The following is a 23,226-nucleotide window of genomic DNA, read 5'->3' as shown; positions in this document are numbered from 1 at the left end:
GTCGGCCCGTCCCCGACGAGTTACCCATGTACCCGCGAAATCAGTTGTTGGGCTGGCAATCCATTGCTCGGTGATCAGCCGACGGCGCCGGCCGGCGCGGTGAAGGTGTTGCAGTCGAAGGTGCGGTTCTTCTCGACGCCGAGTTCGAACCAGTTGCCGCTGTTCTCGGCCGTGCCGTGGTCGCGGGCGTCGGTGGGGCCGTCGCCGCGGCCGTTGGCGTCGCGCTTGGCCACGTTCATCTGGGCGTTCGACAGTGTGCCGCCCTTGTTGGACGAGCCCAGGTACATGCCGTTGAAGCATTGGGCCTGCAGTTCGACGCGGCGCGAGAGTTCCAGGCCGCGGGCGCTACGGACGCCCGCGTCGACGCGTTCGGCGTTGGCGCGGCGCAGGATTCCGGACATGGCCTGCACGTGGTGGCCGTATTCGTGCGCGAACACCGACAGGTAGACCACCCAGTTGTTCTTGAAGATCTCGGTCTGCAGCTGGCTGATCGGCATGTAGATGGTCTTGTTCGCCGGGCAGTAGAAGGCGGCGAAACTGCTGGTGGTGCCGGTACACGGGGTGGTGATGCCCTCGGTGCTGGCGCTGACGTTCAGCGTCGGCGCTTCGAAGGGCAGATTCTCCTGCTCCAGCAGCGGTTTCCACGCGCCCTCCAGGCAGGAGGCGGCGGTCTCGAAGAACGTGCGGGCGGTGCCGACCTCGGTGCTCCACGGGGTGTACGCGCACTTGGCCGGGAGCAGCGTGGCGTCCTGATCGGTGAGCAGCGGGTTGGTGCCGGCTTCGGCGGAACCCGGGTTCTCCTCGGACGCGACGGCCGGCTTCGAGTTGTCACCGCTGCGCACCGCCACCAGCACCAAACCGCCTGTCACCAGCACGATCACCGCGAGCAGCAGGGTGAACACGCCACCGCGACCACTCTTACGCGGCGGTCGCGGGGCTCCGCCGGAGGGACCGTAAGGCATCGGCGGCGGCATCGGAGGTCGTTGCGGTGGCGGCTGATTCGGGCGCAATACCGGGAAGCCTTGCGGCGGCCCGTATCCCGGAGGCGGCCGCTGCCCCGGCGCGGAACCGTAACCGGGCGGGTTGCGGTATCCCGGTGCGTGGCCCGGCGGCTGGGGCCGTTCGACGCGGTGCGTCGGAATAACACCCTCGTCGGCAGGCGCGGGACGATCGATGCGACGAGTCGGACCGTCGGCCGCAGGGTCGTAGGGCGGCTGCGGACGCTGCCCGGGCGCGGGAAACCGTTGCCCACCAGGTGGAATCGGCCCCTGACCGTACGGTGGCTGGTTCACTCCCCCGTACCCCCTCGTCTCAGTATCGTCGTCACGCTCCGCTGACGCAGGATAGCAACCTGTCTAAAGTGGGCGTCCATGCTGACATTTCGGGGGCTCCGAGCCGGGGCGCTACTGCTCACCGGCCTGGGGTTGATCGCGACCGCGCCCCTGGCGCACAGCCAGCCCGCGGCACCGGGTGCGACGATCGTGGCCGACCTGACCCTCACCCGCGATGGGGTGCTGCGCGTCGAGGAAACGATCACGGTCCCGGACGGCGGTGATTTCACCATGTCACTGCCCCTGCGCCTGCAGTTGAAGGACGACGTGGTGCGCACCTTCGAGGTCTCCGACATCACCACGACCGGCGCCGGCACCACCAAGATCGCGAACGGTCAATTCACGATCGACGCCGACCCGGGCGAGTCGAAGTTCAGCTACACGATTCACAACATGGTCACCGACGAGCCGGGCACCCAGGAGCTGCGCTGGCTCGGCGTGGTGAACAACGACATCGCCTCGATCAGTGTCGCGATGATCAGTCCCAGCTTCGAAATAGGCATCGTGGACTGCAAACTCGGCCCGCCCGGCGGCACCCGGCCGTGCGCGGACGTCAAAGTCGAGTTCGACGGCACGCTGTATCTGGAGCAGACCGACCTGCGCAAGGGCGACGCCATCGACCTCACGGTGCAGTTGCCGCCCGGCACCGTCGCGACCGCGGCCGGCGATACGAACCCCTTCGCCGTCACCAAGCCGGTCCTGCTCGCGCTGGGTGTGCTGCTGCTCGCGCTGGCCGGACTCGCCGCGTTCGCCGCCCGCGCCCGGCGCGAAAACGCTGCCGCCACAGCGGGTTCCGACGCCATCGATCCGCTCGGGCGGCACGGCGACCAAGTGCAGTTCACCTCCCCTGGCGGTCTGCTGCCCGGCGAGGCAGGCCTGGTCGTCGACGAGCACGCCGACCCGATCGATATCGCCGCCACCGTGGTCGATCTCGCGGTCCGCCGCTACATCTGGATCACGCCGATCGGCGCCGACTCCAACGATTGGCAGATCAGCCGGGTGAACACCCCCGACGATCAGCTGCGCGATTACGAAAAGGCCGTCTACACCGCGCTTTTGCCGGAGGGTACGGAATCGGTGCAGGTCAGCGAGCTGCGCGCGCCGGGCCGGGTGCCGGCCGCCGCGATCCGCAAGGCCATCATCGCCGACGCGGTGGACCGCGACGCGATCGTCGATCGCACCAGTCCCGGCCCGGCCACCTGGCTCGGTGGCGCGCTGATCCTCGCGGGCGCGGTGGTCACCCTCGCCCTCGCCCTCACCGCCGGGCACGCCTTGGTGGGTGTGGCGATCCTGCTCGCCGGCGTCGCCGTCGTGCTGCTGCCCAGGTACCTGCCCGCGCGCACCGCGCTCGGCCGGGAACTCGCCGGACAGGTTCGGGCACTGCAGCGCGGGCTGGATGCCATTCGCGCCGAACACATCCCGCCCGCCGATCAGGAGACGGTGTTCTCGCGGGCGCTGCCCTTCGCCGTGGTCGCCGGTCGCGCCGACAGCTGGGTCCGCACCTTCCGCGACCTCAACCCGGCCGCCGACTCGCAGCCCGGCATCTACTGGTTCGGCGGCTTCGATCACGATCGCGATCTGCTTCGTTTCGCGGGCCACTTCCCCTACTTCATCACCGCCATGGAAGCCCTGTTCGGCAAACAGGGCAGCTGAAAGGAGTTGAGCGCCGGAGGTACTCCCCGGCGCTCAGCTCGTCCTACACCGCGGCGGGCGCGGCCTCGGCGCGCGCGGCTTCGCGGGCCAGCAGCCGATCCCGCTGCTCCTCGAACCGGATCACGTCCTTCTGCAGCTTCGCCAGATAGGCGAGCAGCTCCTCGCGGGCCTGTTCGCCGCGGGCCGTGAAGTCGGTGCGGTCGAAGATGTTCCAGATCTTCAGCACCGGCATGACCACGTCGTCCAGGTGCTGGCGCAGGTCGTAGATGCCGTGCTTGACCATCAGCACGCCGTTGCGCCGCCAGTTCGGCATGCCGTGGCCCGGCATGGCGAAGTTCAGCACCACCTTGGTCACCGATTCCATCGCCTGATCCGGCGCCAGATCGAAGGCGGCGCCGGCGACGTTGCGGTAGAAGATCATGTGCATGTTCTCGTCCTGCGCGATGCGGGCCAGCATGCGATCGCAGATCGGGTCGCCACAGACGCGTCCGGTGCTCCGGTGACTGACGCGAGTCGCCAGCTCCTGGAACGTCACATAGGCGACCTGGTCGAGCACGCCGCTGAACTCCTCGGGCGCGTGCACACCCCTGGTCATATGCACCATGCGATCGTTCTCCAACGCCACCGGATCGACGCCGCGGGTGACGACCAGGTAGTCGCGCATGGCGATACCGTGCCGGTTCTCCTCGGCGGTCCAGCGCCCCACCCAGGTGCCCCACGCGCCGTCGGAGGAGAAGTGCTCCTCGATGGTGCGGTGGTAGGAGGGCAGGTTGTCCTCGGTGAGCAGGTTGGTGATCATCGCGACCTTGGCCACCTCCGACAGCCGCGACTGCTCCGGCGCCCAGTCCTCGCCACCCATAGCGGCGAAGTTGCGGCCCTCGTCCCACGGAATGTAGTCGTGCGGATTCCAATCTTTGACGGTGGCGAGATGCCGGTCGAGATTTTGAGCCACCACCGGCTCCAACTCCGACAAAAGCTGCAATTGGGTCAAATCCGTTGTCATGAACGCCTTTCGGTATCGATTAGATCAACCGGGCAGAACAAGAACTCAGATATCGCTGGGCAACCGTAGAGCACGGAAAAGGCCTTGATCAAGCGATCAGGTCTGGCCGGACACCGCGGCGGCGATCACCCGCAGGGTCGAGCGGGGCGGGCAACCGAGCAGCACCCGCAGATCGCTGTCGGTTCCGGCCAGAAATCCGGCGGCGATATTCGAGTACGTGGACACCACGATCGGGACCTGCCAGTCCGGAACGCCGAAACCCACCAGCGCCTTGCGGAGCTGATCCAAAGAGCCGGGTCGATAGGCGATATCCCGCCCGCTGGCTTCGGCGGCCGCGGCGGCGATATCGATGCCGCCGATGGCGTGTTCGCCGACCAGTTCGTAAACCTTGCCGCGGTGCGGGACCGGGTTGGCGAGCACCCTGGCGGTGACGTCCGCGAGGTCTTCCCGCGCGACCGCGGCGAGCCGGCCGTCGCCCAGTGGGCCGGTCAGGCTGCCGGTGGCCGCTGCGCCGACCGCCTCCGGAATGCTCATCTCGGCGTAGATGCCGTTGCGCAGGATCGTCCAGTCCGTGCGCCCCGCCATCAGGCGGCGCTCGGTCCACCGGTGCGCCAGTGCGAAGGCGAGATGATCTCCGGCGGCCGTGAGACTCGTGTAGACGATGTGCCGCACCCCCGCCTGCTCCGCGGCATCGATCGCCGCGCCGTGCCGGGCGACCACCACATCATCGTCGGCGTATCCCGCGGAAATCAGCAACATCGTGTCGACGCCGCGCATACCCTCCGCCAGCGTCGCCGGATCATCGAAGTCGATCCGGCGGACCGGCCCGTCCGAGGTCACCTGGTCCGGCGTCCTGCTCCCCACCACATGCTCGACTCCGGCCAATCGCTCCACTACGAGCCTCGCCAAACCACCCGAGCCGCCGGTCACCATGATCATCAAACTCTCCTCTACCGTGGGAATTTCGGCGAACCACGTGATTGTCGGCAAATGTGGACGCCGACATAAGGAGGCACTTTCATGTCGCTGAGGCACACCGCGGTAACCACCGCCCCGCCCGTCGAGGACAGCCAAGAGGCTTGCGACATCCGCGAAGTCGGCGACCGCATCGGCGACAAATGGTCGGTGCTCGTCATCGCCGAACTCACCACCCGCACCCACCGCTTCCGCGAACTCCAGCGCGCCATCCCCGGCATCTCCCAGCGCATGCTGACCCTGACCCTGCGCCGCCTGCAACGCGACGGTTTCGTCGAACGAACCGTCTACCCGGTAGTTCCAGCCCAGGTCGAATACGCCCTCACCGACACCGGCCGCAGCCTCACCGAACTACTGACCACGATCGCCGGCTGGGCCGAACAGCACCGCGACGGCATCATGTCCTCCCGCAGCCTTTGGGACACTACGAATCCCAGCCCCACCACGCGCTGAACCATCCAGCCGGGTTTGGCGGCGGCTGTCATCAGGGACAGACGGCACCGGTGATCGGACAGCGGTAAGGGTCGTAATCCGTGGTCAGACTGGAGATGAAGACGGCGGTTTCGCGGTGGTCAGGATCGAGCCAGCGGCCCACGACCATGATGCTGACCGCGCTCGCCCCGGCGGCGCTCAGCGCCAAGGCGGCGGACTGAGCGTGGGCGCCCGAGGTCCAGGTGTCGTCGAGGATCATGACGTGCCGTCCGCGCACGTCGAGGGCGGGCTCGACACGGAAATGGTCGTCCCGTAGTTGCCGGTCGTCCGCGGCTGCTGTCGGCAAAAGGGCAGGTTCGGCTCCGACAGCGCCAATTGCCTTGGCGATAGCAGCGAATGGGTGAATACCAGGTCGGCCGCGAGACGAAGGGACCGTCACTCTCCGATCAACACGTTGTCCGACAACCGCTTCCACGCATTGTTGATGCAGCCTGATGCCGGCGTAGAGAATTCTCGCCATCGTTTGCGCATATTTCTTGCGCCGTGGCTCGGAGATGTTGTCTTTGTAGTGCCGGAGCAAGACTCCGGTTTGCCCGCGCGCGACTCCGTAGATCAGCGGCGCGACGACCATGGCGGTGCCTTCAACGGCCGCGTGCTGGCGGCACTGGTAGCAGAGCTCGAAACCCTTGGCGGGACGTGCGCAGGCTAGACAATTGAGGCCTGGTTCTTTGACGGTGTTTCGGAGGTAGCCTCCGGCAGTTTCGACGAGCTGATCGATGGGGTCGATGGGGCTCAATCGCTGTCCCGCTCTCCCGCCGGGGTCGGGAGCATCGGCATCGAGTCGTCGGCGCTGGTCAGATGCTCGACCAGGCTCAGCATTTCGGCCAGGCTGGACGCAACGTAAACCCCTGGGCGGCTACGGAATTCACGGCCCCAGTCTGTCGAGTCGGCGACCAGATCGGTCAGCACAACTGGGCGGCCGTGCTCGATCGAGAGCCGAGCTTGGATTCGCGCACCGCTCTTCTCGCCGGCTTCGACTACGACCGTGGCCATTCCGAGGCCGGACATAGTGGCGTTGCGTGTCGGAAAATTCTGTTTCTGGGGAGGTGCGTCCGGGAGAAATTGGGAGACGAGCGCCCCCGTGGCTGCGACGCGGGCATGTAGATCGCGATTGGCTGCCGGATAGACATGATTGATGCCGGTTCCGATCACGCCGATCGGCCGACCACCCGCCTCGATCGTCGCGGCGTGCGCTGCGGCGTCTATCCCCTTGGCCAACCCGGACAGGACAGCGATATTCCGGTTTACCAAGCCACGTGCGACATCACCGGCTATGCGTAGACCCCGCTCACTCGCGGCCCGCGAACCCACGATCGACACAGCGGTCTCGTCGGGCAATAGTTTGCCCCGGATAAACAGGATCGGCGGCATTTGGTGGATTCCGCTGAGTTTCACCGGATACTCGGAGTCGAGAATCGTCACCAGATCGAAGTCTTGGTCGCTCCAGTTCTTCAGCATGTCGCGGGCGCGGCGCAGCGAATCGGCGTCCGTATCCACCAGCTGAGGCGGATGGACGGAGTCCCAGACCTCGACTGCCGAGCCCCGTACGGCGATTTCCGATGCGAGCGCGGACCAGGACATCCCCTGCGGGCGCTCCATCAACAGGGCTACCAGCGCCACACGTTCGCTGTCCATGCCCGACAGCCTAGAGGCGGGCACCGATCGACCGAGTGCGTCGATGCGTCTGTGTTCAAGGTTGTGGATAGTCACAGAGCCTCCGCATGATCTCGAAGCTATGTTCGATTCTAGCGCTGGATCCCCCGGATAGATCACTGGCCGGGCCCGTAGAAACGGACCCGGCCAGTGAATCATGGCGGAGGATAGGGGATTTGAACCCCTGAGGGCTGTTAACCCAACCCGCGTTCCAGGCGAGCGCCATAGGCCACTAGGCGAATCCTCCGTCGAGCAGCTTACCGGGTTGACCCCGGTCAGTACCAAATGCGCCTGTCAGGGGCTACTTCTTGAGGCCGGCGAGGGCTTTGCGGACCTGTTCCTTGGCCACCGTGGCGACTTCCTCCTTGTTGAAGGAGTCGCCGTCGGCGCGGTCGATGCTGATCTCGACCTTGACCGAGACGTTGCTGTCCTGCACCGCGACTGTGTAATCGGTCACGGCGGAGCTGGAGTAGTCGCGCACCTCGGAGTGCCAGTAGCCCTGTTCGCCGAGGCCGGTCACGTCGCCGGAAGTGCGGCCGGAGCCGGTGGTGCCGGTGTCGTACTGCTTCCACGAGTCGTAGTCGTGGTCGGCGAAGGAGCTGTCGCCCAGGAAGGACACCTCGAGACGGATATCGGCGGTGTTGGTGTGGTATTTGCTGCTGGAGCTGGATTCCTTGTACTTGGCGCTGCACTTGAGTTCGCCGCCGGTGTAGCTCTTGGGCTGGGTCTCGGTGTGCTCCGGGACGCCCGCGGGCGTCTTCGCCCACTTGGTGACCGATGACGTGTCGATCAAGCTGCAGGCGTCGGTGATGCCGGCCATGGAGTAGTTGCCCTCGGCATTGCCGCCACCACTGTCCAGGCTGTCCTTGGCGGAGTTCACCAGCGCGACGCAGCCGGCGAAGAGGCCGAGCACCAGGACCAGGGCGACGCCACCGGCGATGAGCCACGGGGCCTTGCTCGACTTGGGCCGCTGATACGGCGGCGGCTGCTGCGGGAAACCCTGCGGACCGGAGTACTGCTGCGGCGGCGCCGTGTAGGGCTGCGGCGGCGGTTGCGGTGCGGCGTACGGCTGCGGCGGCGGGGTGTACTGGCCGTAGCCCCCGAAAGGTGTTGTGGGAGCACCGATCATGGTGGGGTCGGACCGGGCCGGGTCGGGTGCGCCCGAGGCCGCGGTCGGCTGTTCCCACCAGTGCGCGGTCGGGTCGGCCTGACTCGCGCCCTCCGGTGTCGAATCGCCGTTGGGTGGATTCTTCTCAGTCACGCGACCGATCCCCTCGTGCCTCTTTTGGGAAAGCCCCTCCGATGTTGCGACCGATCGTAGCCACTATGCCCGATTTCAGGGCACCCGATATTGCGCCGCGATCGTCCGCTACACTCGTCAACGGATCCCGCGCGGCGCGCATCCTGTGAACTCCCCCAGGGCCGGAAGGCAGCAAGGGTCAACGGGCTCTGCCGGGTGCGCGGGGTCCCCTTAAATTTCCCTCCACTTCGGAGCAGCTCCCGGGTAACGTGAGTCCGCGGTCCACCCTGGCAAGTCCAGGACCGCCAATACATGCCCCTTCGCTGCTTCGAAAGGCTGCACAGGATGCCCCGGCAAACGCAGATCGGTTTGATGAGCCACGAGGAGCTCGTGTCCGAACACGAGTCCCAGACCGCGAATTACGCGACGCTCCAGACCGAGAAGCTCACGCTGGACCTGACCCGGGGAAAACCTTCGCCGGAACAACTCGACCTCTCCGCAGGCCTGCTCTCGCTGCCCGGCGCGGGCGATTTCAAGGACGGCAAAGGCACCGACTGCCGCAACTACGGTGGCCTGCACGGTCTTCCGGAACTGCGCGCCATCTTCGGTGAACTGCTCGGCATCCCGGTGTCGAACCTGCTGGCCGGCAACAACGCCAGCCTCGAGCTCATGCACGACAGCATCGTTTTCGCGATGCTCTACGGCACCAACGATTCCGAACGCCGCTGGGCCGCCGAAGAGACCATCGAGTGGCTCTGTCCCGCCCCCGGCTACGACCGGCATTTCGCGATCACCGAGGCGCTCGGCTTCGAGATGATCCCGATCCCGATGAACCACAACGGCCCCGACACCCACGCCATCGCCGAACTGCTGGCGAACGATCCGCAGATCAAGGGCATGTGGGCGGTGCCGAACTATTCCAACCCGACCGGCCTCACCTTCTCCGAAGACGTTGTACGGGAACTGGTTTCGATGCCCGCCGCGGCGCCGGACTTCCGCCTGTTCTGGGACAACGCGTACGCGGTGCACCCGCTCACCGACACCGCCGAACCGGTGATCGACGTGCTCGGCCTGGCCGCCGCGGCCGGAAACCCGAACCGCCCCTTGGTGTTCGCCTCCACCTCGAAGATCACCTTCGCGGGCGCGGGCGTCAGCTTCCTCGGCGCGTCCACCGCGAACCTGGACTGGTACCTCTCGCACGCCGGGAAGAAGAGCATCGGCCCGGACAAGATCAACCAGCTGCGCCACCTGCGGTTCTTCACCGACGCCGACGGCGTGCGCGCGCACATGCAGAAGCACCGGGAGCTCCTGGAGCCGAAATTCAAACTGGTGCTGAAGATCCTGGAGGAGCGCCTCGGTGCGTCCAAGGTGGCGTCCTGGACCGAACCCAAGGGCGGCTACTTCATCAGCCTCGACGTGCTCGAGGGCACGGCGGCCCGGGTGATCGCGCTGGCCAAGGACGCGGGTATCGCGCTGACCGCCGCCGGTTCGGCCTTCCCGTACCGGAATGATCCGGAGGACAAGAACATTCGGATCGCACCCAGCTTCCCGCAGCTGCCGGAGCTGGAAAAGGCGATGGACGGCCTGGCCACCTGCGTGCTGCTCGCGGCGACCGAAAAGCTGCTGGACAAGTAAGACAACGAAAACGGCGGGTGTCCATGGACACCCGCCGTTTTCGTTGGATCATTCCGGCTTGTGCGCCAAGACCGCGAACATCGTCACCGACAGATGGATGTCACCGTTCTCGGCCCCACGCTCCAGATCGGCGAGCAGCTGATCGCGCTGCGTCTCGCTGATCGAGCCGCGCGCCACCGCCATCGCCGAAATCCGGTGCACCAGTGAGCCCGCGCCGACGGTGCGGTCCTGAATCAATGCGTGCGAACCGATCTCGTCGATGACCAGGCCCGCCTTGGTGAGCAGCCCCGGCAGCCGACGCCCGGAGAACGGGTTCGTGGTGGCGGCGACCAGCGTGTCGATAACGCCCCGCACCGATTCCAGGTCACCGGGATGCACGATCGCGGTGCCCCAGTCGACGTCGACCACTACCGCGCGACCGCCGGGGCGCAGCACCCGGGCGATCTCGGTGGCGGCGCGCGCGGGCGCGGTCAGATGCTGGAACACCCGCTCGCACAGCGCGGCGTCGAAGCTGTCCGCGCCGAACGGCAGGCCGTAGGCGTCGCCGGTATGGAATTTGGCGCGCGAACCCGCGTCCTTGGCGCGGCGTTCGGCGGAGGCGAGCAGCTGCGGGTCGGGTTCGACGCCGATCGCGGTGCCGGTCGGGCCGACCGCGTTCGCGAACGCCATCACTTCGGAGCCGGTGCCGGAGCCGATGTCGAGCGCGTGCTCCCCCGCCTGCAGCGCGAGCGCGTCGTGCGCCCACTTCCGCAGCCGGTGGATGCCGGGCAGTGCTGCTTGCAGGTCACGCACGTCGACCAGTTGGTCCTGGCCGGCGCGGTCGAAGCGATCCGGACGGGGTGCGTAGGTATCGCTGAGTCGGTCCGAGGATGAGGACGTCGTCTGAGGCATGGCGGGGAGCATACGCCCAGCTGTGATGTAGCGCACTTGGATCTTCCGCCAGACCGTAGTGCGATGATCGATGCATGACCGTCAAGCTGTGTCTCGCCCAGGAACCGGAGGCGGATCGACTGCTCTCCGATGATCCCTTCGCACTGCTCACCGGCATGCTGCTGGATCAGCAGTACCCGCTCGAACACGCCTTCCGCGGCCCGAAGAAGATCGCCGACCGGATGGACGGGTTCGATATCCACAAGATCGCCGCCGCCGACCCGGAAGCCTTCGAGGAACTCTGCTCGACGCCGCCGGCCATCCACCGCTACGGCCGCTCGATGGCCCGCCGGACCCTGGACCTGGCTCGGTACGTGCTCGAGCATTACGACGGCAACACCGCGGCGATCTGGACCGAAGGCGACCCGGACGGCAAAGAGGTGCTGCGCCGCCTCAAAGATCTGCCCGGCTACGGCGATCAGAAGGCGCGAATCTTCCTGGCGCTGTTGGGCAAACAGCTCGGCGTGCAGCCCAAGGGATGGGAGAAGGCGGCCGGCGCCTACTCCGAGCAGAACTCGCGCCGCTCGGCCGCCGACATCGTGGATCAGGAGTCGCTGCTCGAGGTGCGCGCCTTCAAGAAGGAAGCGAAGGCCGCCGCCAAAGCCGCTGGTAAGTAAGAATCGTCCTGCGTTTTTCCCTGGTCACCAGTGGTTTGCTCGGTGAAGCTTGGCCCTTGATCAAGCACCACCGAGATGAGGGATTGCAGTACATGAGGATGAGGAAGCTGGCCGTCGTGGCCGCATTGGTGACGGTGGCGACCGGAGTTGCCGCGGGCAGCTCCGGCGCGGCGCCCGAAGCCGACGGTGGGGTTATCAATTTCCGTGCCCAGCAGACCGAGACGTCCGCGATCGTGAGTACCGATGCCGGTTCGATCGTGGTCGAGGACGAGGCGCTGAAGATCAAGGCGGCCGACGGCACCACCGTCGCGGGCACCCCGCTGAAGTTCAAGCTGGACGACTTCGAACTCCCGATCGCCGCCGAGATCACCGGCCGCACCGCAACTTTGACGCCGCAGCTGGACGCGAGCAAGGCGGTCTACAAGCCGGTCGCCCTACCGTTCGAAGACAAGGCGCCGTGGAAGACCGAGTACGAGCGTGAGCAGGCCGCCTGGTCCCGCCTGACCTCCACCATCTCCATGGGCGCCACCATCGGCACCCTGGTCGGCGGCCTCGGCGGCGCGGCTGTCGGCTGCGTCCTCGGTGGCGTGCTGGGCGGCGTCATCGTCGGCGGCACCGTCGTCGGCCTGTTCGGCCCGTTCATCCCGGCCGCGCTCGCCGGCTGCCTCGGCGGCATCGCCATCGTCGGCGCCCTGGGCACCGTCGCCGGCCAGATCTTCGTGACCGCCCCGGTCGCGATCGGCGCGGTGATCCAGTACTTCGCCACCATCAACCAGCCCTTCGTGGCACCCGCGCCGGCCAAGTAGCCAGCCCCGGAAACCAGCCCCGCCCAGCAACTTTCGCTGGGCGGGGCTTTTGGTGCGTCGCGGGCGTATTCGCCACCCGGATTACGCGCTGACCTGCGGAGTTAACTGTGGCGTGCGGCACCTCCGGAGGCGGGGGCTTGGTCGGAGGTCCGGTTCGGTGTTAACTTCGTTAGGTGTCTACCAGTCCCTCCACCGCGTTGCGGGTCACCTATGTGACTGCCGCTCTGGGGTTGCGGCTGCCGTTGACGCGGGAGCTGTGTTGTTCCCGCTGTCGCGGCTGAGTTCCTTCGAATCGGCCGCCTCGTCGCCGACCCCGTAGACACGTCCCGCCCTTGGCCGGGACTCGAAGCTTGGACTCTTCACATGGCTCTCACCACCCTCGAGCGGCCCGGTTCCCGGGTTGCCACCACCGGTCGTCCCCGCGTTCAGCGCCCCGTCGTCGCGCCGGAGTTCCGGATCGGCGACAACCCCGCGGCCGGCGTGCTGCGCTCGGCGACCAGCGGGCCGGTCTCGCGTGACAATGCCGCTCGCGCAACGGGTTCCAGCATCGCGACGGTGAACCGTCAGGTGTCGGCGCTGCTCGCCGCCGGGCTGCTGCGCGAGCGCCCCGACCTGGCCACCTCGGGCGCAGTGGGCCGTCCCCGGGTGCCGTTCGAGATCGACAACGATGCGTATCTGACCCTCGGCATCCACATCGGCGCCGCCGCCACCAAGATCGTGGTCGCCGACCTGCGCGGGCGGATCCTCGGCGGCCTCGCCATCGCCACCCCGCAGACCGGCCAGGATTTCGCGACCACCACCGTGGCCCGCAGCGCGAAGGCCTTCCTGCAGCGCTGGCACCGGCGAAAACCACTCTGGGCCGGCGCCGCCATCGGTGGCCGCGTGGACCCGGCCACCGGCCTGGTCGACCACCCGAAACTCGGCTGGCAGGGCGCCGCGCTGGGCGCCGTTCTCGGCGATGTGCTGGAACTGCCGGTGTCGGTGGCCCCGCACGTCGAGGCCATGGCCGCCGCCGAATTGCTGCTGCCCACACCGGAACCCCGCACCGGTCAGGAACACGGCAGCAGCCTCTACTTCTATGTCCGCGAAATGGCCGGAATCGCAGTCACTCTGGACGGCCGCGTGCACACCCCCAGCAGCGGCCCGGGCTCCATCGCGCACCTGCCCACCGGCTCCCAGGTGCAGTGCACCTGCGGCCGGCGCGGCTGCTTGGAAGTGACCGTCGGCGACCGCGCGCTGCACGCGCGGGCCGTCGGACTCGGGATCATCCCGGCGCACAACGGAACCGCGGGCACCACCATCGCCGACCTGTACCGGGCGGCGGAGGCGGGCTCGGCACCGGCGCGGGAACTGCTGCGGGAACGTGCCACCCTCCTCGGCGAAGCCGTCGCCCTGGTCCGCGACATGTTCAACCCCGACCGGGTCATCCTGGGCGGCCAGGCCTTCACCGGCTACCGACCCGGCGTCGCGCACGTCGCCAATTCGTTCCGCCAGAGCACGACCCTGCCCCCCACCGACATCCGGATCAGCGGTTTCGGCGGGAAGGTCCAGGAATTCGCCGCCGTCGCAACGTCTTTGAGCGCCATTTACGCCGATCCGCTCGCCGCGGCCCGGCGCATCGGCCTCACCGACTGAGAACCGTATTCACCCGGCCAGGGCGACGGTGGCAATCCCGCCGAGGATGATGCAGGCGCACGCACCGCGGCCACCACGCTCAGCTGTGCCGGCGTCACCCAGGGGTCGGCGGCACCGCATGCGCGGCGACTACCTGCTGCACAGCACTGCGGAGCAGCTCGGCATAGGCGTCGATATCGGTGATCGTCGCGGCGTCGGCGTGCACGGAAATGGTGACGGTGTCGCCGAGGCCGTGGACGCCGTGGGTGAGGTGCATCACCGAGCCGATGGCGGGGAAGCCCGCGGTGAAACGGACTGGGCCGCCGAAGGATAGGTCGGCGGAACCACGGTGGACGCTGGAGACGACGGTGTGGCCGGAGATGGCGTCGGGCACCGTGTCGAGGGGGTAGCGGTCGAGGTCGCGGCGCAGGACGGCGGCTGGGGTGACGGAGGTGACGCGGTCTTGGGCTGACAGCAACGGGTGTTCGGCGCGGGTGCGGCGGTCGGACAGGGCCGCGGCGATCCGGTCGGCGCGGCGGCGGAGATCGGGTTCGTCGATGTGCAGGTCCACGCCGAGACTGCAGTAGTTGTTGCGGGGCAGGGCCTTTCCGGGCAGAGCCATCGGGACCTGGGCGCCGGATCTATCCACAGGCTTCCCCAGCGTTGTGAGGTAGTTGGGGAGTGCAAGGGAGACGGCGGTCAGTGCGACCACAGTCATTGTCCGGCCGGGGATCCGCAGTTCGCCGGCGTCCCACACCAGCATTCGAGCCTGCTGCGCGGTATTCGCTTCGGCGACGGCCTGATTCACCGCACTGGGAGTGAAACTCGGTCCGGGGCCGGGCAGTCGGCCGGACTCGGTCAGCTCGACCAGAGTCCGCTGTGCGCGATAAGCCTGGTAGCCGCGCGCCATCGTTTGCGCGACCTGAATCGGGACTCGAAGCGTCCCCACTGTCATCCTGAGCGCAGCGAAGAATCTCCCGTGCAGCCGAGATCCGCGCTCAGGATGACAAGGACTGGGCGGACGACCGAGCGGGTCATCCTTGCCGAATAGTGAGCGCGCGACCGCCGCGGCCCGCTTGCCGTCCGCCAGCGCGTGCGACATCTGGAGCACCACCACGGTGGCGAGTTCGGCGGCGTCGGACCGCATGGGTGCGCCCGCGACGCCGCGGAACACATGGAGCCGCCACGGTCGGTCCGCCGCATCCACTCCGGTGCCGAGCAGCTCCCCCAACGCCGCCTGCACATGCGACCAATCCGCCTGGGGCAGATCGTGTTCGACGAATTGATCGGCCGAGAACTCGCAGCGCACCCAGGACGGGTAGTCGAGATCGCGGGGCACCTCGCGCAGCCGAACCCGCAGGTCCGGGATGTGCGCGCTGCGCCGCTCGATATGCGCGCGCAATTCGGCAGTCTGCACCCCCGCATCGGCGAAGCTGTACAGCAGGAACTGGTCGTTGGGGGTGCGCTTGGACAGCCAGTACATGGTGGCGTCCTGCGGAGCCATGCGACGCCGGTCGGTCATGCGCTGCACTCCTCTACGGCCGGAAACACTGTGCAAACGACCATATCGGCACCCGTTCTCGCAGTTCACACCCCCGCGGGTCAACTGTGAACGATCTTGATGGACAGAAGATTTCGCAAACCCATCGATTCCCGCCCGGCCCGCTGCTACCGTCTGTAGTAGAACCCATTCCACTCACCCAGGGGCGGGGTGCAGGCCATGACCATTCCGGTAGCTCGCAAAGCAAGTGCGCAGGCAGACGAGGCGGACCAGCGATATCAAGCGGCCGCGTTCCTGAAACGGTCGATCAACAAGGTGTTTCCGACGCACTGGTCGTTCCTGCTCGGTGAGATCGCGCTCTACACCTTCATCATCCTGCTCCTGTCCGGGGTGTATCTGACCCTGTATTTCGACCCGTCGATGAGCGAGGTCGTCTACGACGGCGCCTACCAGCCGCTGCGCGGCGTCACCATGTCCCGCGCCTACGAGACCTCGCTGAACCTCTCCTTCGAGGTGCGCGGCGGCCTGTTCGTGCGGCAGGTACACCATTGGGCCGCCTTGCTTTTCGCGGCCTCGATCATCGTGCACCTGTTCCGCGTCTTCTTCACCGGCGCGTTCCGCAAACCGCGCGAAGCAAACTGGGTGATCGGCTCGATCCTGCTCATCCTGGCCATGTTCGAGGGCTACTTCGGCTACTCCCTGCCCGACGATCTGCTCTCGGGCACCGGCCTGCGGGCGGCGTTCTCCTCGATCACGCTGGGCGTGCCGGTGGTCGGCACCTGGCTGCACTGGCTGATGTTCGGCGGCGACTATCCGGGCACCATCATCATTCCGCGCCTGTTCATCGCGCACGTGCTGCTCATCCCGGGCATCATGCTGGCGCTGATCGCGGCGCACATCGCGCTGGTCTGGTATCAGAAGCACACCCAGTACCCGGGCCCGGGCCGGTCGGAGAAGAACGTGATCGGCGCGCGGATCGTGCCGGTGTTCTCGCTGGATCAGGGCGCGTTCTTCGCCTTCACGCTGGGCATCGTCGCGATCATGGGCGGCCTGCTGCAGATCAATCCGGTCTGGAACATGGGTCCGTACAACCCGTCGATGATCTCGGCGGGCACCGCGCCCGACTTCTACATGATGTGGACCGACGGCATGATGCGGCTCATCCCACCGTGGGAGCTGTACATCTTCGGGCACACCGTGCCCGGGTCGTTCTGGGGCGCGATCATGATGGGCTTGGTCTTCACGCTGCTGATCGCCTATCCATGGATCGAGAAGCGGCTCACGAAAGACCTCGCACCACACAACCTTCTGCAGCGTCCGCGCGATGTGCCAGTGCGCACCGCGATCGGCGCCATGGTGATCACCTTCTACGTGGTGCTGACGCTGACGTGTGTGAACGACGTCATCGCCTTCAAGTTCGACATCTCACTGAACGCGACGACCTGGGCCGGCCGCATCGGCGTGCTGCTGCTCCCGCCGCTGGCCTACTTCCTCGCCTACCGGATCTGTCTCGGCCTGCAGCGCAGTGACCGAGCGGTACTCGAACACGGTATCGAGACCGGCGTGATCCGGCGGCTGGCGCACGGCGAGTACATCGAACTGCATCAGCCACTGGGTCCGGTCGACGAGCACGGGCACCCGGTCCCGCTGGAGTACCAGGGCGCGCCGGTGCCGAAGAAGATGAATCAACTGGGCGCTGCGGGGAAGCCGGGCACCGGCAGCTTCTTCCGGGCCGATCCTTGGCAAGAATCCGAACGCAACCTGGCGTCCGACCATGAAGAGGAGCGCAAGCAGCTCGCGGTGCTACGCCGGGTCCAGGACCAGGATTCGGCGGGCAACGGCCACCCGAAGTGAAAAACACCAAGGCCCCGAGCCTGTGCTGCTCGGGGCCCCGTGCTGACTACTTCGGGGAATCGCCTGTGTTTCAGGCTTGTCCGAATTCCCCAGCGGATACGCCGCTGAGGAACGCATCCCATTCGCCCGGGGTGAACGCCAACACCGGGCCACATCCGTCATCTTTGGTGTCCCGAACTGCGACGTTGCCGCCGCTCACCATCGCGACTTCCACGCAGTTCCCATCAGGACCGCTGTATGTGCTCTTATGCCACACGGCACCCGTCAAATCGAGCTCCACGGCACTAGCTCCTTTGCTATTTCGAAACGAGGGAATTCTTCTGACCGTTTCCAACTAGCACCGGAACCCGGCGAGACCGCCGAATCCCCGTGCGCGCCTGTTAGCAGCGCGCAACATTCACGGTGCGTCGTTTTCGCACTGTAGTTCGAGGTGAATTACACCCCCGGGGTTGTCCCCGCGCTTGAAACAGTAGCAGGTATCCACATAATTTGCCGATGTCTTGCTCGGTCAAACATCAATTCTGCCAACGTTGCGAAGATGGGATGTTGCTATATCTTTGCCAGCTCTCCACATTCTTTCCACAGGGCCTTCCCCCGCAAACTTTTGGTCGTCGTGATTACCTCGTGATACGTCACTGATCGCTTTTCTAGATCAAACCGGGTACCGCGCGAGCGATGCATCGTGGATGATGGTTTCATGGTCGAACGCCCCCGCGACGAGGCAGGTCGCGCCCGCAACCCCCGTCCCCGTGACCGATTCGGTCGCCCGCTGCCGCTCGGCAGCGCCGGCGTTCCGCGAATTCCGGATGATCTAGATCTCCCACCCCAGCAAACTCTAATCCTGGCGCAGCAACTGCTGGATGACGGCTTGGCATTCAACGCGCACGAGGTATTAGAGGCCGCGTGGAAGAACGGACCGTTCGCCGAGAGGATGCTGTGGCAGGCTCTGGCGCAATACGCGGTCGGAATCACGCACATCCAGCGGGAAAATCCCAAGGGTGCGCGCACCCTACTGGAGCGCGCGGTGACGCGCCTGCTCAGCTACGCGCCAGTAGATAGCGGAGAATCGAACATTGGTCCGAATAATGACAATTGCGAAGACAATCAAGGCGACTACCAGAATGCGAAAGCGCCGTACGGTATCGACCGCGAGGGACTCATCGTGCACGCCCGTACGCTGCTGGCTGCACTGGACGCCGGGACCCCGATCGGCCCGGAGGATCTGAAGCCGCGCCTGGCAAAATGATCTTCGTGCCCACCGACCCCGCCCTTCACCCCACCGCGGGCGCGGGCCGGTACGCACCGAGCCCCTCGGGCGATCTGCACCTGGGCAATCTCCGTACCGCGCTGCTGGCCTGGCTGTTCGCCCGCAGCACCGGCCGCCGATTCCTGATGCGCGTCGAAGACCTGGACCGCGTACGCCCCGGCGCCGCCGAACGTCAGCTCGCCGACCTGGCGGCGATCGGCCTGGACTGGGACGGTCCGGTGGTCCGGCAGTCCGAGCGCCTGCCGCGCTACACCGCGGCCATCGAACAGCTCACCGCCGCCGGCCGCACCTACGAATGCTTCTGCACCCGAAGGGAAATCCAGCAGGCCGCGACCGCGCCGCACGGACCGATGGGCGCTTACCCAGGCACCTGCCGCACGCTCACCGCCGCGGCCCGCGCCCGGCATCTCGCCGACGGACGCCCCGCGGCACTGCGCCTGCGGGCCGATGTCACCGACTTCGAGATCGTGGACGAACTGCACGGTCCCTACCGCGGCGCGGTCGACGACCTGGTGCTGCGCCGCGGCGACGGCATGCCCGCCTACAACCTGGCCGTCGTGGTCGACGACGCCGCCCAGGGCATCGATCAAGTGGTGCGCGGCGACGACCTGCTGTCCTCCACCCCGCGCCAGGCCTACCTTGCCACTTTGCTCGGGCTCCCGGTCCCCCGCTACGCGCACGTCCCGCTGGCGCTGAACACCGCCGGGCAGCGGCTGGCCAAACGCGACGGCGCCGTCACCCTCGCCGATCGCGTCGCCCTCGGCAACACGCCCGAGCAAGTGTTCGGCCTGCTGGCCGGTTCGCTCGGATATATTGCGAGCTCACCTGCCCAGCTCCTGTGCAGGTTCGACCCCGCGCGGCTGCCGCGCGAGCCGTGGATCGTGAACGAGAACGGGTTGTTGCAACCCGAGGCAGGTCCGTAACGTACGCAGGCGACCGAAGTTGGCTGATCGACCGATCACGACGAGGACAACCTATGACTAGCGGTGGGTACGACCCGAATAAGAATCCGCAGGGCGAGCCGTATGGCCAGCAGCCTTACCCCCAAGGCGGGCAACCGAATCCGCAAGGTGATCCCTACGGCCAGCCACCGCAGGACGCACCGCCGCAATACGGGCAGCCGCAGTATCAGCAGCCGCAGTATGGCCAGGATCCGTACGGCCAGCCCCAGTACAGCCAAGATCCCTACGCGCAGCCGCAATACGGGCAGGATCCGTACGCGCAGCAGCAGGGTTACGGTCAGCCGTACGGGCAGGGCTACACCTACTCCGGCTTCGGCACCCCGGCCGATCTCGGCGTCCGCGTCGGCGCCCGCGTGATCGATACGTTGATCGTCCTCGTTCCGGTGAACGTCATCATGTCGTTGATCTACGGCAGCGGCACCGGCTTCTTCGTCGGCGTGAGCGTGGTCGGGGCCATCGCCCTGACCCTGTACTTCGTCCTGATGGAGACCCAGCAGGGCACCACCCTCGGCAAGAAGCTGCTGGGCCTGCGCGTGCTCGGACCCAACGGCGCACCCAAGGTCACCGCGGAGCAGTCGCTCAAGCGCAACCTGTACACGCTGGTCTACGTGTTTCCGTGCATCGGCCAGATCGCCTCGCTCGCGCTGATCATCTACATGATGATCACTACGTCGCAGGACCCGAACAAACAGGGCTGGCACGACAAGTTCGCGGGCGGCACCCAGGTCGTCAAGGCCTGACCGGTCAGTTCTCGCTGAAGATGACCAGGGTCCAGTAAAGAATGGTGACCACGATGCCGGCGACACCGACCCAGATGCTGGACTGGGCCATGCCGCGACCGTCCTGGTACGGGTTCTCCTTCAGCTGATTCAGCGCCATCACGCCGAGCACGATGCCGACCAGCGAACCGATGCCGCAGCTGCAGAAACCGACGAGCGAGGAGACCAGCGCACCGATCGCCAAGCCGTTGGTCTGGCTGGGCGCCGGCGCGTAACCGTAAGGCTGATATCCGGGCGGACTCGGATACGCCGGGCCCGGGGCCTGCGGAAACTGTTGCGGCGCGGATTGATACGGCTGCGCCGGGGGCTGTTGGTACTGCGGAGCCGACGGATACCCGGACGGCTCGGAAGTCGGGTACTGCGGAGTCGAAGGCTGCGCACCGGAGTCAGCGGACACGCCTTCACCGCCGTACTGCTTCCACCATTCGTCGGAATCGCCGGGCTTCGTCATGGATACAGGGTATGTGAGACCTGGTTGGATAAACCTTGTGAGTGACTTACAGACAAACCCAGCACCCGACCGGTCTGGACACCCCGCGCCGACCCATGCGGCATTCGCCCAGGTTGCGCGGGGGTACTACACACCCATCGTGGCGCTGTTCACGGCAACACTGATCATTTCCAATGTCTGCGCCAGCAAGGGCGTGGAGTTCTTCGGCGGCGAATCGCTGTCGGTCGGCCCGTTCCAGATCCTGCCCATCGGCACCGACGGCGCCTTCTTCCTCTTCCCGCTGGCCTACGTGCTGGGCGACGTGCTCAGCGAGGTGTACGGCTTCCGTGCCACCCGCCGCGCCATCTACTACGGCTTCGGCGCACTGGTGCTGATGGTGGCCTGCTTCACCATCGCGGTCCAGCTGCCGGCCGCGGGCTTCTACGAACATCAGGAAGCCTTCCGGACCGTGCTCGGCACCAGCTGGCGCCTCGTGCTCGCGGGACTGCTCGGCTACTTCGTGGGTCAGCTGCTGAATTCCGCGACGCTGGTGCTGATCAAGGAACGGACCAAGGAAAAACACCTGTGGGCCCGGCTGATCGGCTCCACCGTGGTCGGTGAATTCGCCGACACCCTGATCTTCTGCTCGATCGCGGCCGGCGTCATCGGCATCGAGACCTGGCAGCAGTTCCTCAACTACCTGATCGTCGGCTTCCTCTGGAAGACCCTCGTCGAACTGCTCGTCATGCCGATCACCTACCAGGTCATCGGATACTTGAAGAAGCACGAACCTACTTACGCGCCAAAGGAATCCGACCCGCTGCACGTCTGATGTGCACCATGTCGCACGCGCCCCCGCCGATCGGCGGGGGCGCGTCACTTTCGGCTAGGGTCGGCGACCGTGTCAGCTCCACAGTCTCTCGACGAAGTCCGCGCCCGAATCGACGCCCTCGACGCCCAGTTGATTCGACTGCTTGCCGAGCGGCAGGGGCTGGTCCGCACCGCCGCCACCTTCAAGACCGACGAGCAGGCGGTGCGCGCGCCCGATCGGGTGGCGCGCGTGGTGACGCTGGCCCGGGAGCGCGCGGCCGCGGCCGGGCTGGCTCCCGAGGTGGCCGAAGCGGTGTGGCGGGCCATGATCGGGGCGTTCATCGATCTCGAACTGAGCGAGCACGCCGAACTGACCCGCGAATGAGCTAGGACGGGGTCTGGATCCGGCCCTTCCAGATGCCGAGGGTTTCGGCCTTGAACTCGTCGAAGTAGCCGCCCAGGATTGACTCCCGGATGCGATCCACCAGGCGCACCGTGTAGCGCTCGTTGTGGATGGTGCACAGCGTCGCGGCCAGCATCTCCTTCGCCTTGAACAGGTGATGGATGTAGGCGCGGCTGTAGTTGGCGCAGGTGTAGCAGTCGCAGGTGTCGTCGATCGGGGTGAAATCGCGGCGGAATCGGGCGGTGTTGATATTGAACCGGCCCTCGGCCACATAGATCGCGGCGTTGCGGGCGACCCTGGACGGGTTCACGCAGTCGAAGGTGTCGGCGCCGTTCTCGACCGCGGTGAAGATGTCCTCCGGCTCGCTGATGCCGAGCATGTGGCGCGGCTTGGCCTCGGGCAGTTCGTCGCAGCACCAGCCGACAATGGTGCCCAGGTTGTGCTTCTCCAGCGCGCCGCCGATGCCGTAACCGTCGAAACCGCTGCCGCCGCTGCCGCGCAGCTCCTCCAGACCGCGGCAGGCCGAGCGGCGCAGGTCCTCGTACTGCGCGCCCTGGATCACGCCGAACAACGCCTGGTAGGGGCGGTGCGCCCGGTCGGCGGTCAGCTTCTCGTGCTCGTCCAGGCAGCGCTTGGCCCACAGGCGCGTGCGCTCCAGCGACCGCTCCTGGTAGCCACGGGTATTCAGCAGCGTGGTGAGCTCGTCGAAGGCGAACATGATGTCGGCGCCCAGCTGATGCTGAATGCCCATGGACACCTCGGGCGTGAAACGGTGCTTCGAACCGTCGAGGTGCGAACGGAACGTGACGCCGTCGTCGTCGACGGTGGCCAGGCGCTCCTTGCCTTTGGCGATCACGTCATCGTTCTGCACGCCGACGGCCTCCATGGCCAGCACCTTCTTGAACCCGACGCCCAGCGACATCACCTGGAAGCCGCCGCTGTCGGTGAAGGTCGGTCCGTCCCAGTTCATGAACTTCCCGAGCCCGCCCGCCTCGTCCACGATGTCCGAGCCGGGCTGCAAGTACAGGTGGTAGGCGTTGGCGAGCAGCGCCTGCGACCCGAGCTCCTTCATGGTCTCCGGCAGCACCGCCTTCACCGTCGCCTTGGTGCCCACCGGAATGAACGCCGGCGTCGCAACCTCGCCGTGCGGTGTGCTGATCACCCCCGCACGGCCGTGCCGCCCGCCGTCCAGCCGGGCATCGATGCGGAAGGAGAACTGTTCGGGGTCAGACACGAGATACATCTTCCCAGGTGGAAATCCCGCGCTGCGC

The 23,226-nt window shown here is 66.6% G+C and carries 23 protein-coding genes, 1 tRNA gene and 1 other RNA gene; 13 read left to right on the top strand and 12 right to left on the bottom strand.

From position 1 onward, the window contains the following. Nucleotides 1-74: 74 nt before the first annotated feature. On the bottom strand, nt 75-962 hold the full coding sequence (locus IBX22_RS18830) for a neutral zinc metallopeptidase (RefSeq protein WP_194816842.1): 888 nt from the start codon (nt 960-962) through the stop codon (nt 75-77). Nucleotides 963-1,370: 408 nt separating this feature from the next. Here IBX22_RS18830 and IBX22_RS18825 point away from each other — a divergent pair, with 408 nt between their 5' ends. Continuing rightward, nucleotides 1,371-2,984: a DUF2207 family protein gene (locus IBX22_RS18825; RefSeq protein WP_194816841.1), complete on the top strand. Its 1,614-nt coding sequence runs from the start codon at nt 1,371-1,373 to the stop codon at nt 2,982-2,984. A 43-nt stretch (nt 2,985-3,027) separates the two neighbouring features. Here IBX22_RS18825 and IBX22_RS18820 read toward each other — a convergent pair whose 3' ends face one another. Together IBX22_RS18820 and IBX22_RS18815 are read right to left on the bottom strand one after the other, a co-directional pair. Next, nucleotides 3,028-3,987, bottom strand: a complete 960-nt coding sequence (locus IBX22_RS18820; protein WP_194816840.1) for an acyl-ACP desaturase — start codon at nt 3,985-3,987, stop codon at nt 3,028-3,030. Between the two features lie 96 nt (nt 3,988-4,083). Beyond that, nucleotides 4,084-4,926: an NAD(P)H-binding protein gene (locus tag IBX22_RS18815; protein WP_194816839.1), complete on the bottom strand. Its 843-nt coding sequence runs from the start codon at nt 4,924-4,926 to the stop codon at nt 4,084-4,086. Between the two features lie 81 nt (nt 4,927-5,007). Here IBX22_RS18815 and IBX22_RS18810 point away from each other — a divergent pair, with 81 nt between their 5' ends. Continuing rightward, nucleotides 5,008-5,415, top strand: a complete 408-nt coding sequence (locus IBX22_RS18810) for a helix-turn-helix domain-containing protein (RefSeq protein WP_194816838.1) — start codon at nt 5,008-5,010, stop codon at nt 5,413-5,415. 31 nt (nt 5,416-5,446) lie between these two features. On the opposite strand, the gene IBX22_RS18805 is transcribed toward IBX22_RS18810, so the two are convergent. The 4 genes from IBX22_RS18805 to IBX22_RS18790 form a co-directional block, all read right to left on the bottom strand. Continuing rightward, nucleotides 5,447-6,190 (bottom strand): amidophosphoribosyltransferase, encoded by a 744-nt coding sequence (locus IBX22_RS18805; RefSeq protein WP_194816837.1) that lies wholly within the window; start codon nt 6,188-6,190, stop codon nt 5,447-5,449. Continuing rightward, nucleotides 6,187-7,164: a DNA-processing protein DprA gene (locus IBX22_RS18800; protein WP_194816836.1), complete on the bottom strand. Its 978-nt coding sequence runs from the start codon at nt 7,162-7,164 to the stop codon at nt 6,187-6,189. The genes IBX22_RS18805 and IBX22_RS18800 overlap by 4 nt, the downstream gene beginning before the upstream one ends. Nucleotides 7,165-7,265: 101 nt before the next feature. Next, nucleotides 7,266-7,354 (bottom strand) — tRNA-Ser (locus tag IBX22_RS18795). Nucleotides 7,355-7,408: 54 nt separating this feature from the next. After that, a complete protein-coding gene (locus IBX22_RS18790) occupies nt 7,409-8,368 on the bottom strand; it encodes a hypothetical protein (protein ID WP_194816835.1) in 960 nt (319 codons plus the stop codon). Nucleotides 8,369-8,487: 119 nt separating this feature from the next. Here IBX22_RS18790 and ffs point away from each other — a divergent pair. Both ffs and IBX22_RS18780 read left to right on the top strand, forming a co-directional pair. Continuing rightward, nucleotides 8,488-8,582: signal recognition particle sRNA small type (gene ffs / locus IBX22_RS18785), an RNA gene on the top strand. A 110-nt stretch (nt 8,583-8,692) separates the two neighbouring features. Beyond that, nucleotides 8,693-9,982 carry an aminotransferase class I/II-fold pyridoxal phosphate-dependent enzyme gene (locus IBX22_RS18780; protein ID WP_194816834.1) on the top strand — a complete coding sequence of 430 codons (1,290 nt, stop codon included), beginning with the start codon at nt 8,693-8,695 and terminating at the stop codon, nt 9,980-9,982. Nucleotides 9,983-10,030: 48 nt separating this feature from the next. On the opposite strand, the gene IBX22_RS18775 is transcribed toward IBX22_RS18780, so the two are convergent. Further along, nucleotides 10,031-10,873 carry a methyltransferase domain-containing protein gene (locus IBX22_RS18775; protein WP_194816833.1) on the bottom strand — a complete coding sequence of 281 codons (843 nt, stop codon included), beginning with the start codon at nt 10,871-10,873 and terminating at the stop codon, nt 10,031-10,033. Nucleotides 10,874-10,947: 74 nt separating this feature from the next. Here IBX22_RS18775 and IBX22_RS18770 point away from each other — a divergent pair, with 74 nt between their 5' ends. From IBX22_RS18770 to IBX22_RS18760, 3 genes are all read left to right on the top strand, one after another. Beyond that, nucleotides 10,948-11,529 (top strand): HhH-GPD-type base excision DNA repair protein, encoded by a 582-nt coding sequence (locus IBX22_RS18770; protein ID WP_194816832.1) that lies wholly within the window; start codon nt 10,948-10,950, stop codon nt 11,527-11,529. Nucleotides 11,530-11,621: 92 nt separating this feature from the next. Further along, complete coding sequence (locus IBX22_RS18765; RefSeq protein ID WP_194816831.1) at nt 11,622-12,335, top strand: hypothetical protein; 714 nt, start codon at nt 11,622-11,624, stop codon at nt 12,333-12,335. A 363-nt stretch (nt 12,336-12,698) separates the two neighbouring features. Then, entirely contained in the window at nt 12,699-13,970 is a 1,272-nt protein-coding gene (locus tag IBX22_RS18760) for an ROK family protein (protein ID WP_194816830.1), read from the top strand. 94 nt (nt 13,971-14,064) lie between these two features. Here IBX22_RS18760 and IBX22_RS18755 read toward each other — a convergent pair whose 3' ends face one another. Next, nucleotides 14,065-15,471 carry a wax ester/triacylglycerol synthase domain-containing protein gene (locus tag IBX22_RS18755; protein WP_194816829.1) on the bottom strand — a complete coding sequence of 469 codons (1,407 nt, stop codon included), beginning with the start codon at nt 15,469-15,471 and terminating at the stop codon, nt 14,065-14,067. Nucleotides 15,472-15,669: 198 nt separating this feature from the next. On the opposite strand from IBX22_RS18755, the gene IBX22_RS18750 reads away from it, so the two are divergent. After that, nucleotides 15,670-17,304, top strand: coding sequence for a cytochrome bc complex cytochrome b subunit (locus IBX22_RS18750; protein ID WP_194816828.1), 1,635 nt, complete (start codon nt 15,670-15,672; stop codon nt 17,302-17,304). Between the two features lie 70 nt (nt 17,305-17,374). Here IBX22_RS18750 and IBX22_RS18745 read toward each other — a convergent pair whose 3' ends face one another. Then, nucleotides 17,375-17,584, bottom strand: coding sequence for a DUF397 domain-containing protein (locus IBX22_RS18745; protein WP_194816827.1), 210 nt, complete (start codon nt 17,582-17,584; stop codon nt 17,375-17,377). Between the two features lie 417 nt (nt 17,585-18,001). On the opposite strand from IBX22_RS18745, the gene IBX22_RS18740 reads away from it, so the two are divergent. From IBX22_RS18740 to IBX22_RS18730, 3 genes are read left to right on the top strand one after another with little or no spacing between them, the layout of a single operon-like run. Next, nucleotides 18,002-18,550 carry a DUF309 domain-containing protein gene (locus IBX22_RS18740; RefSeq protein ID WP_194816826.1) on the top strand — a complete coding sequence of 183 codons (549 nt, stop codon included), beginning with the start codon at nt 18,002-18,004 and terminating at the stop codon, nt 18,548-18,550. Further along, the gene (gene gluQRS, locus IBX22_RS18735) at nt 18,547-19,494 is read left to right on the top strand and encodes a tRNA glutamyl-Q(34) synthetase GluQRS (protein ID WP_194816825.1); all 948 of its coding nucleotides are present in this window, start codon (nt 18,547-18,549) and stop codon (nt 19,492-19,494) included. Before IBX22_RS18740 ends, gluQRS begins: the two co-directional genes overlap by 4 nt. Nucleotides 19,495-19,547: 53 nt before the next feature. Continuing rightward, nucleotides 19,548-20,273 carry an RDD family protein gene (locus IBX22_RS18730; protein WP_194816824.1) on the top strand — a complete coding sequence of 242 codons (726 nt, stop codon included), beginning with the start codon at nt 19,548-19,550 and terminating at the stop codon, nt 20,271-20,273. A gap of 4 nt (nt 20,274-20,277) precedes the next feature. Here the strand turns inward: IBX22_RS18730 and IBX22_RS18725 are convergent, their stop codons facing one another. Then, nucleotides 20,278-20,763, bottom strand: a complete 486-nt coding sequence (locus tag IBX22_RS18725; protein ID WP_194816823.1) for a DUF4190 domain-containing protein — start codon at nt 20,761-20,763, stop codon at nt 20,278-20,280. Between IBX22_RS18725 and IBX22_RS18720 the strand changes: the two genes are divergently transcribed. Both IBX22_RS18720 and IBX22_RS18715 read left to right on the top strand, forming a co-directional pair. Continuing rightward, entirely contained in the window at nt 20,762-21,574 is an 813-nt protein-coding gene (locus IBX22_RS18720; protein ID WP_194816822.1) for a queuosine precursor transporter, read from the top strand. The two genes, IBX22_RS18725 and IBX22_RS18720, sit on opposite strands and share 2 nt — an antisense overlap. A 69-nt stretch (nt 21,575-21,643) precedes the next feature. Next, the gene (locus IBX22_RS18715; RefSeq protein WP_194816821.1) at nt 21,644-21,937 is read left to right on the top strand and encodes a chorismate mutase; all 294 of its coding nucleotides are present in this window, start codon (nt 21,644-21,646) and stop codon (nt 21,935-21,937) included. A gap of 1 nt (nt 21,938) precedes the next feature. On the opposite strand, the gene tgt is transcribed toward IBX22_RS18715, so the two are convergent. Further along, nucleotides 21,939-23,189 carry a tRNA guanosine(34) transglycosylase Tgt gene (gene tgt, locus IBX22_RS18710; protein ID WP_375540253.1) on the bottom strand — a complete coding sequence of 417 codons (1,251 nt, stop codon included), beginning with the start codon at nt 23,187-23,189 and terminating at the stop codon, nt 21,939-21,941. Between the last annotated feature and the right edge of the window lie 37 nt (nt 23,190-23,226).

Origin of the sequence: Nocardia sp. XZ_19_385 (assembly GCF_015355755.1) — a bacterium.
In the GTDB taxonomy this organism is placed as follows: domain Bacteria; phylum Actinomycetota; class Actinomycetes; order Mycobacteriales; family Mycobacteriaceae; genus Nocardia.
Note: the sequence above shows the minus strand (reverse complement) of the source record. Positions and strands in the feature narration are given on the sequence as shown.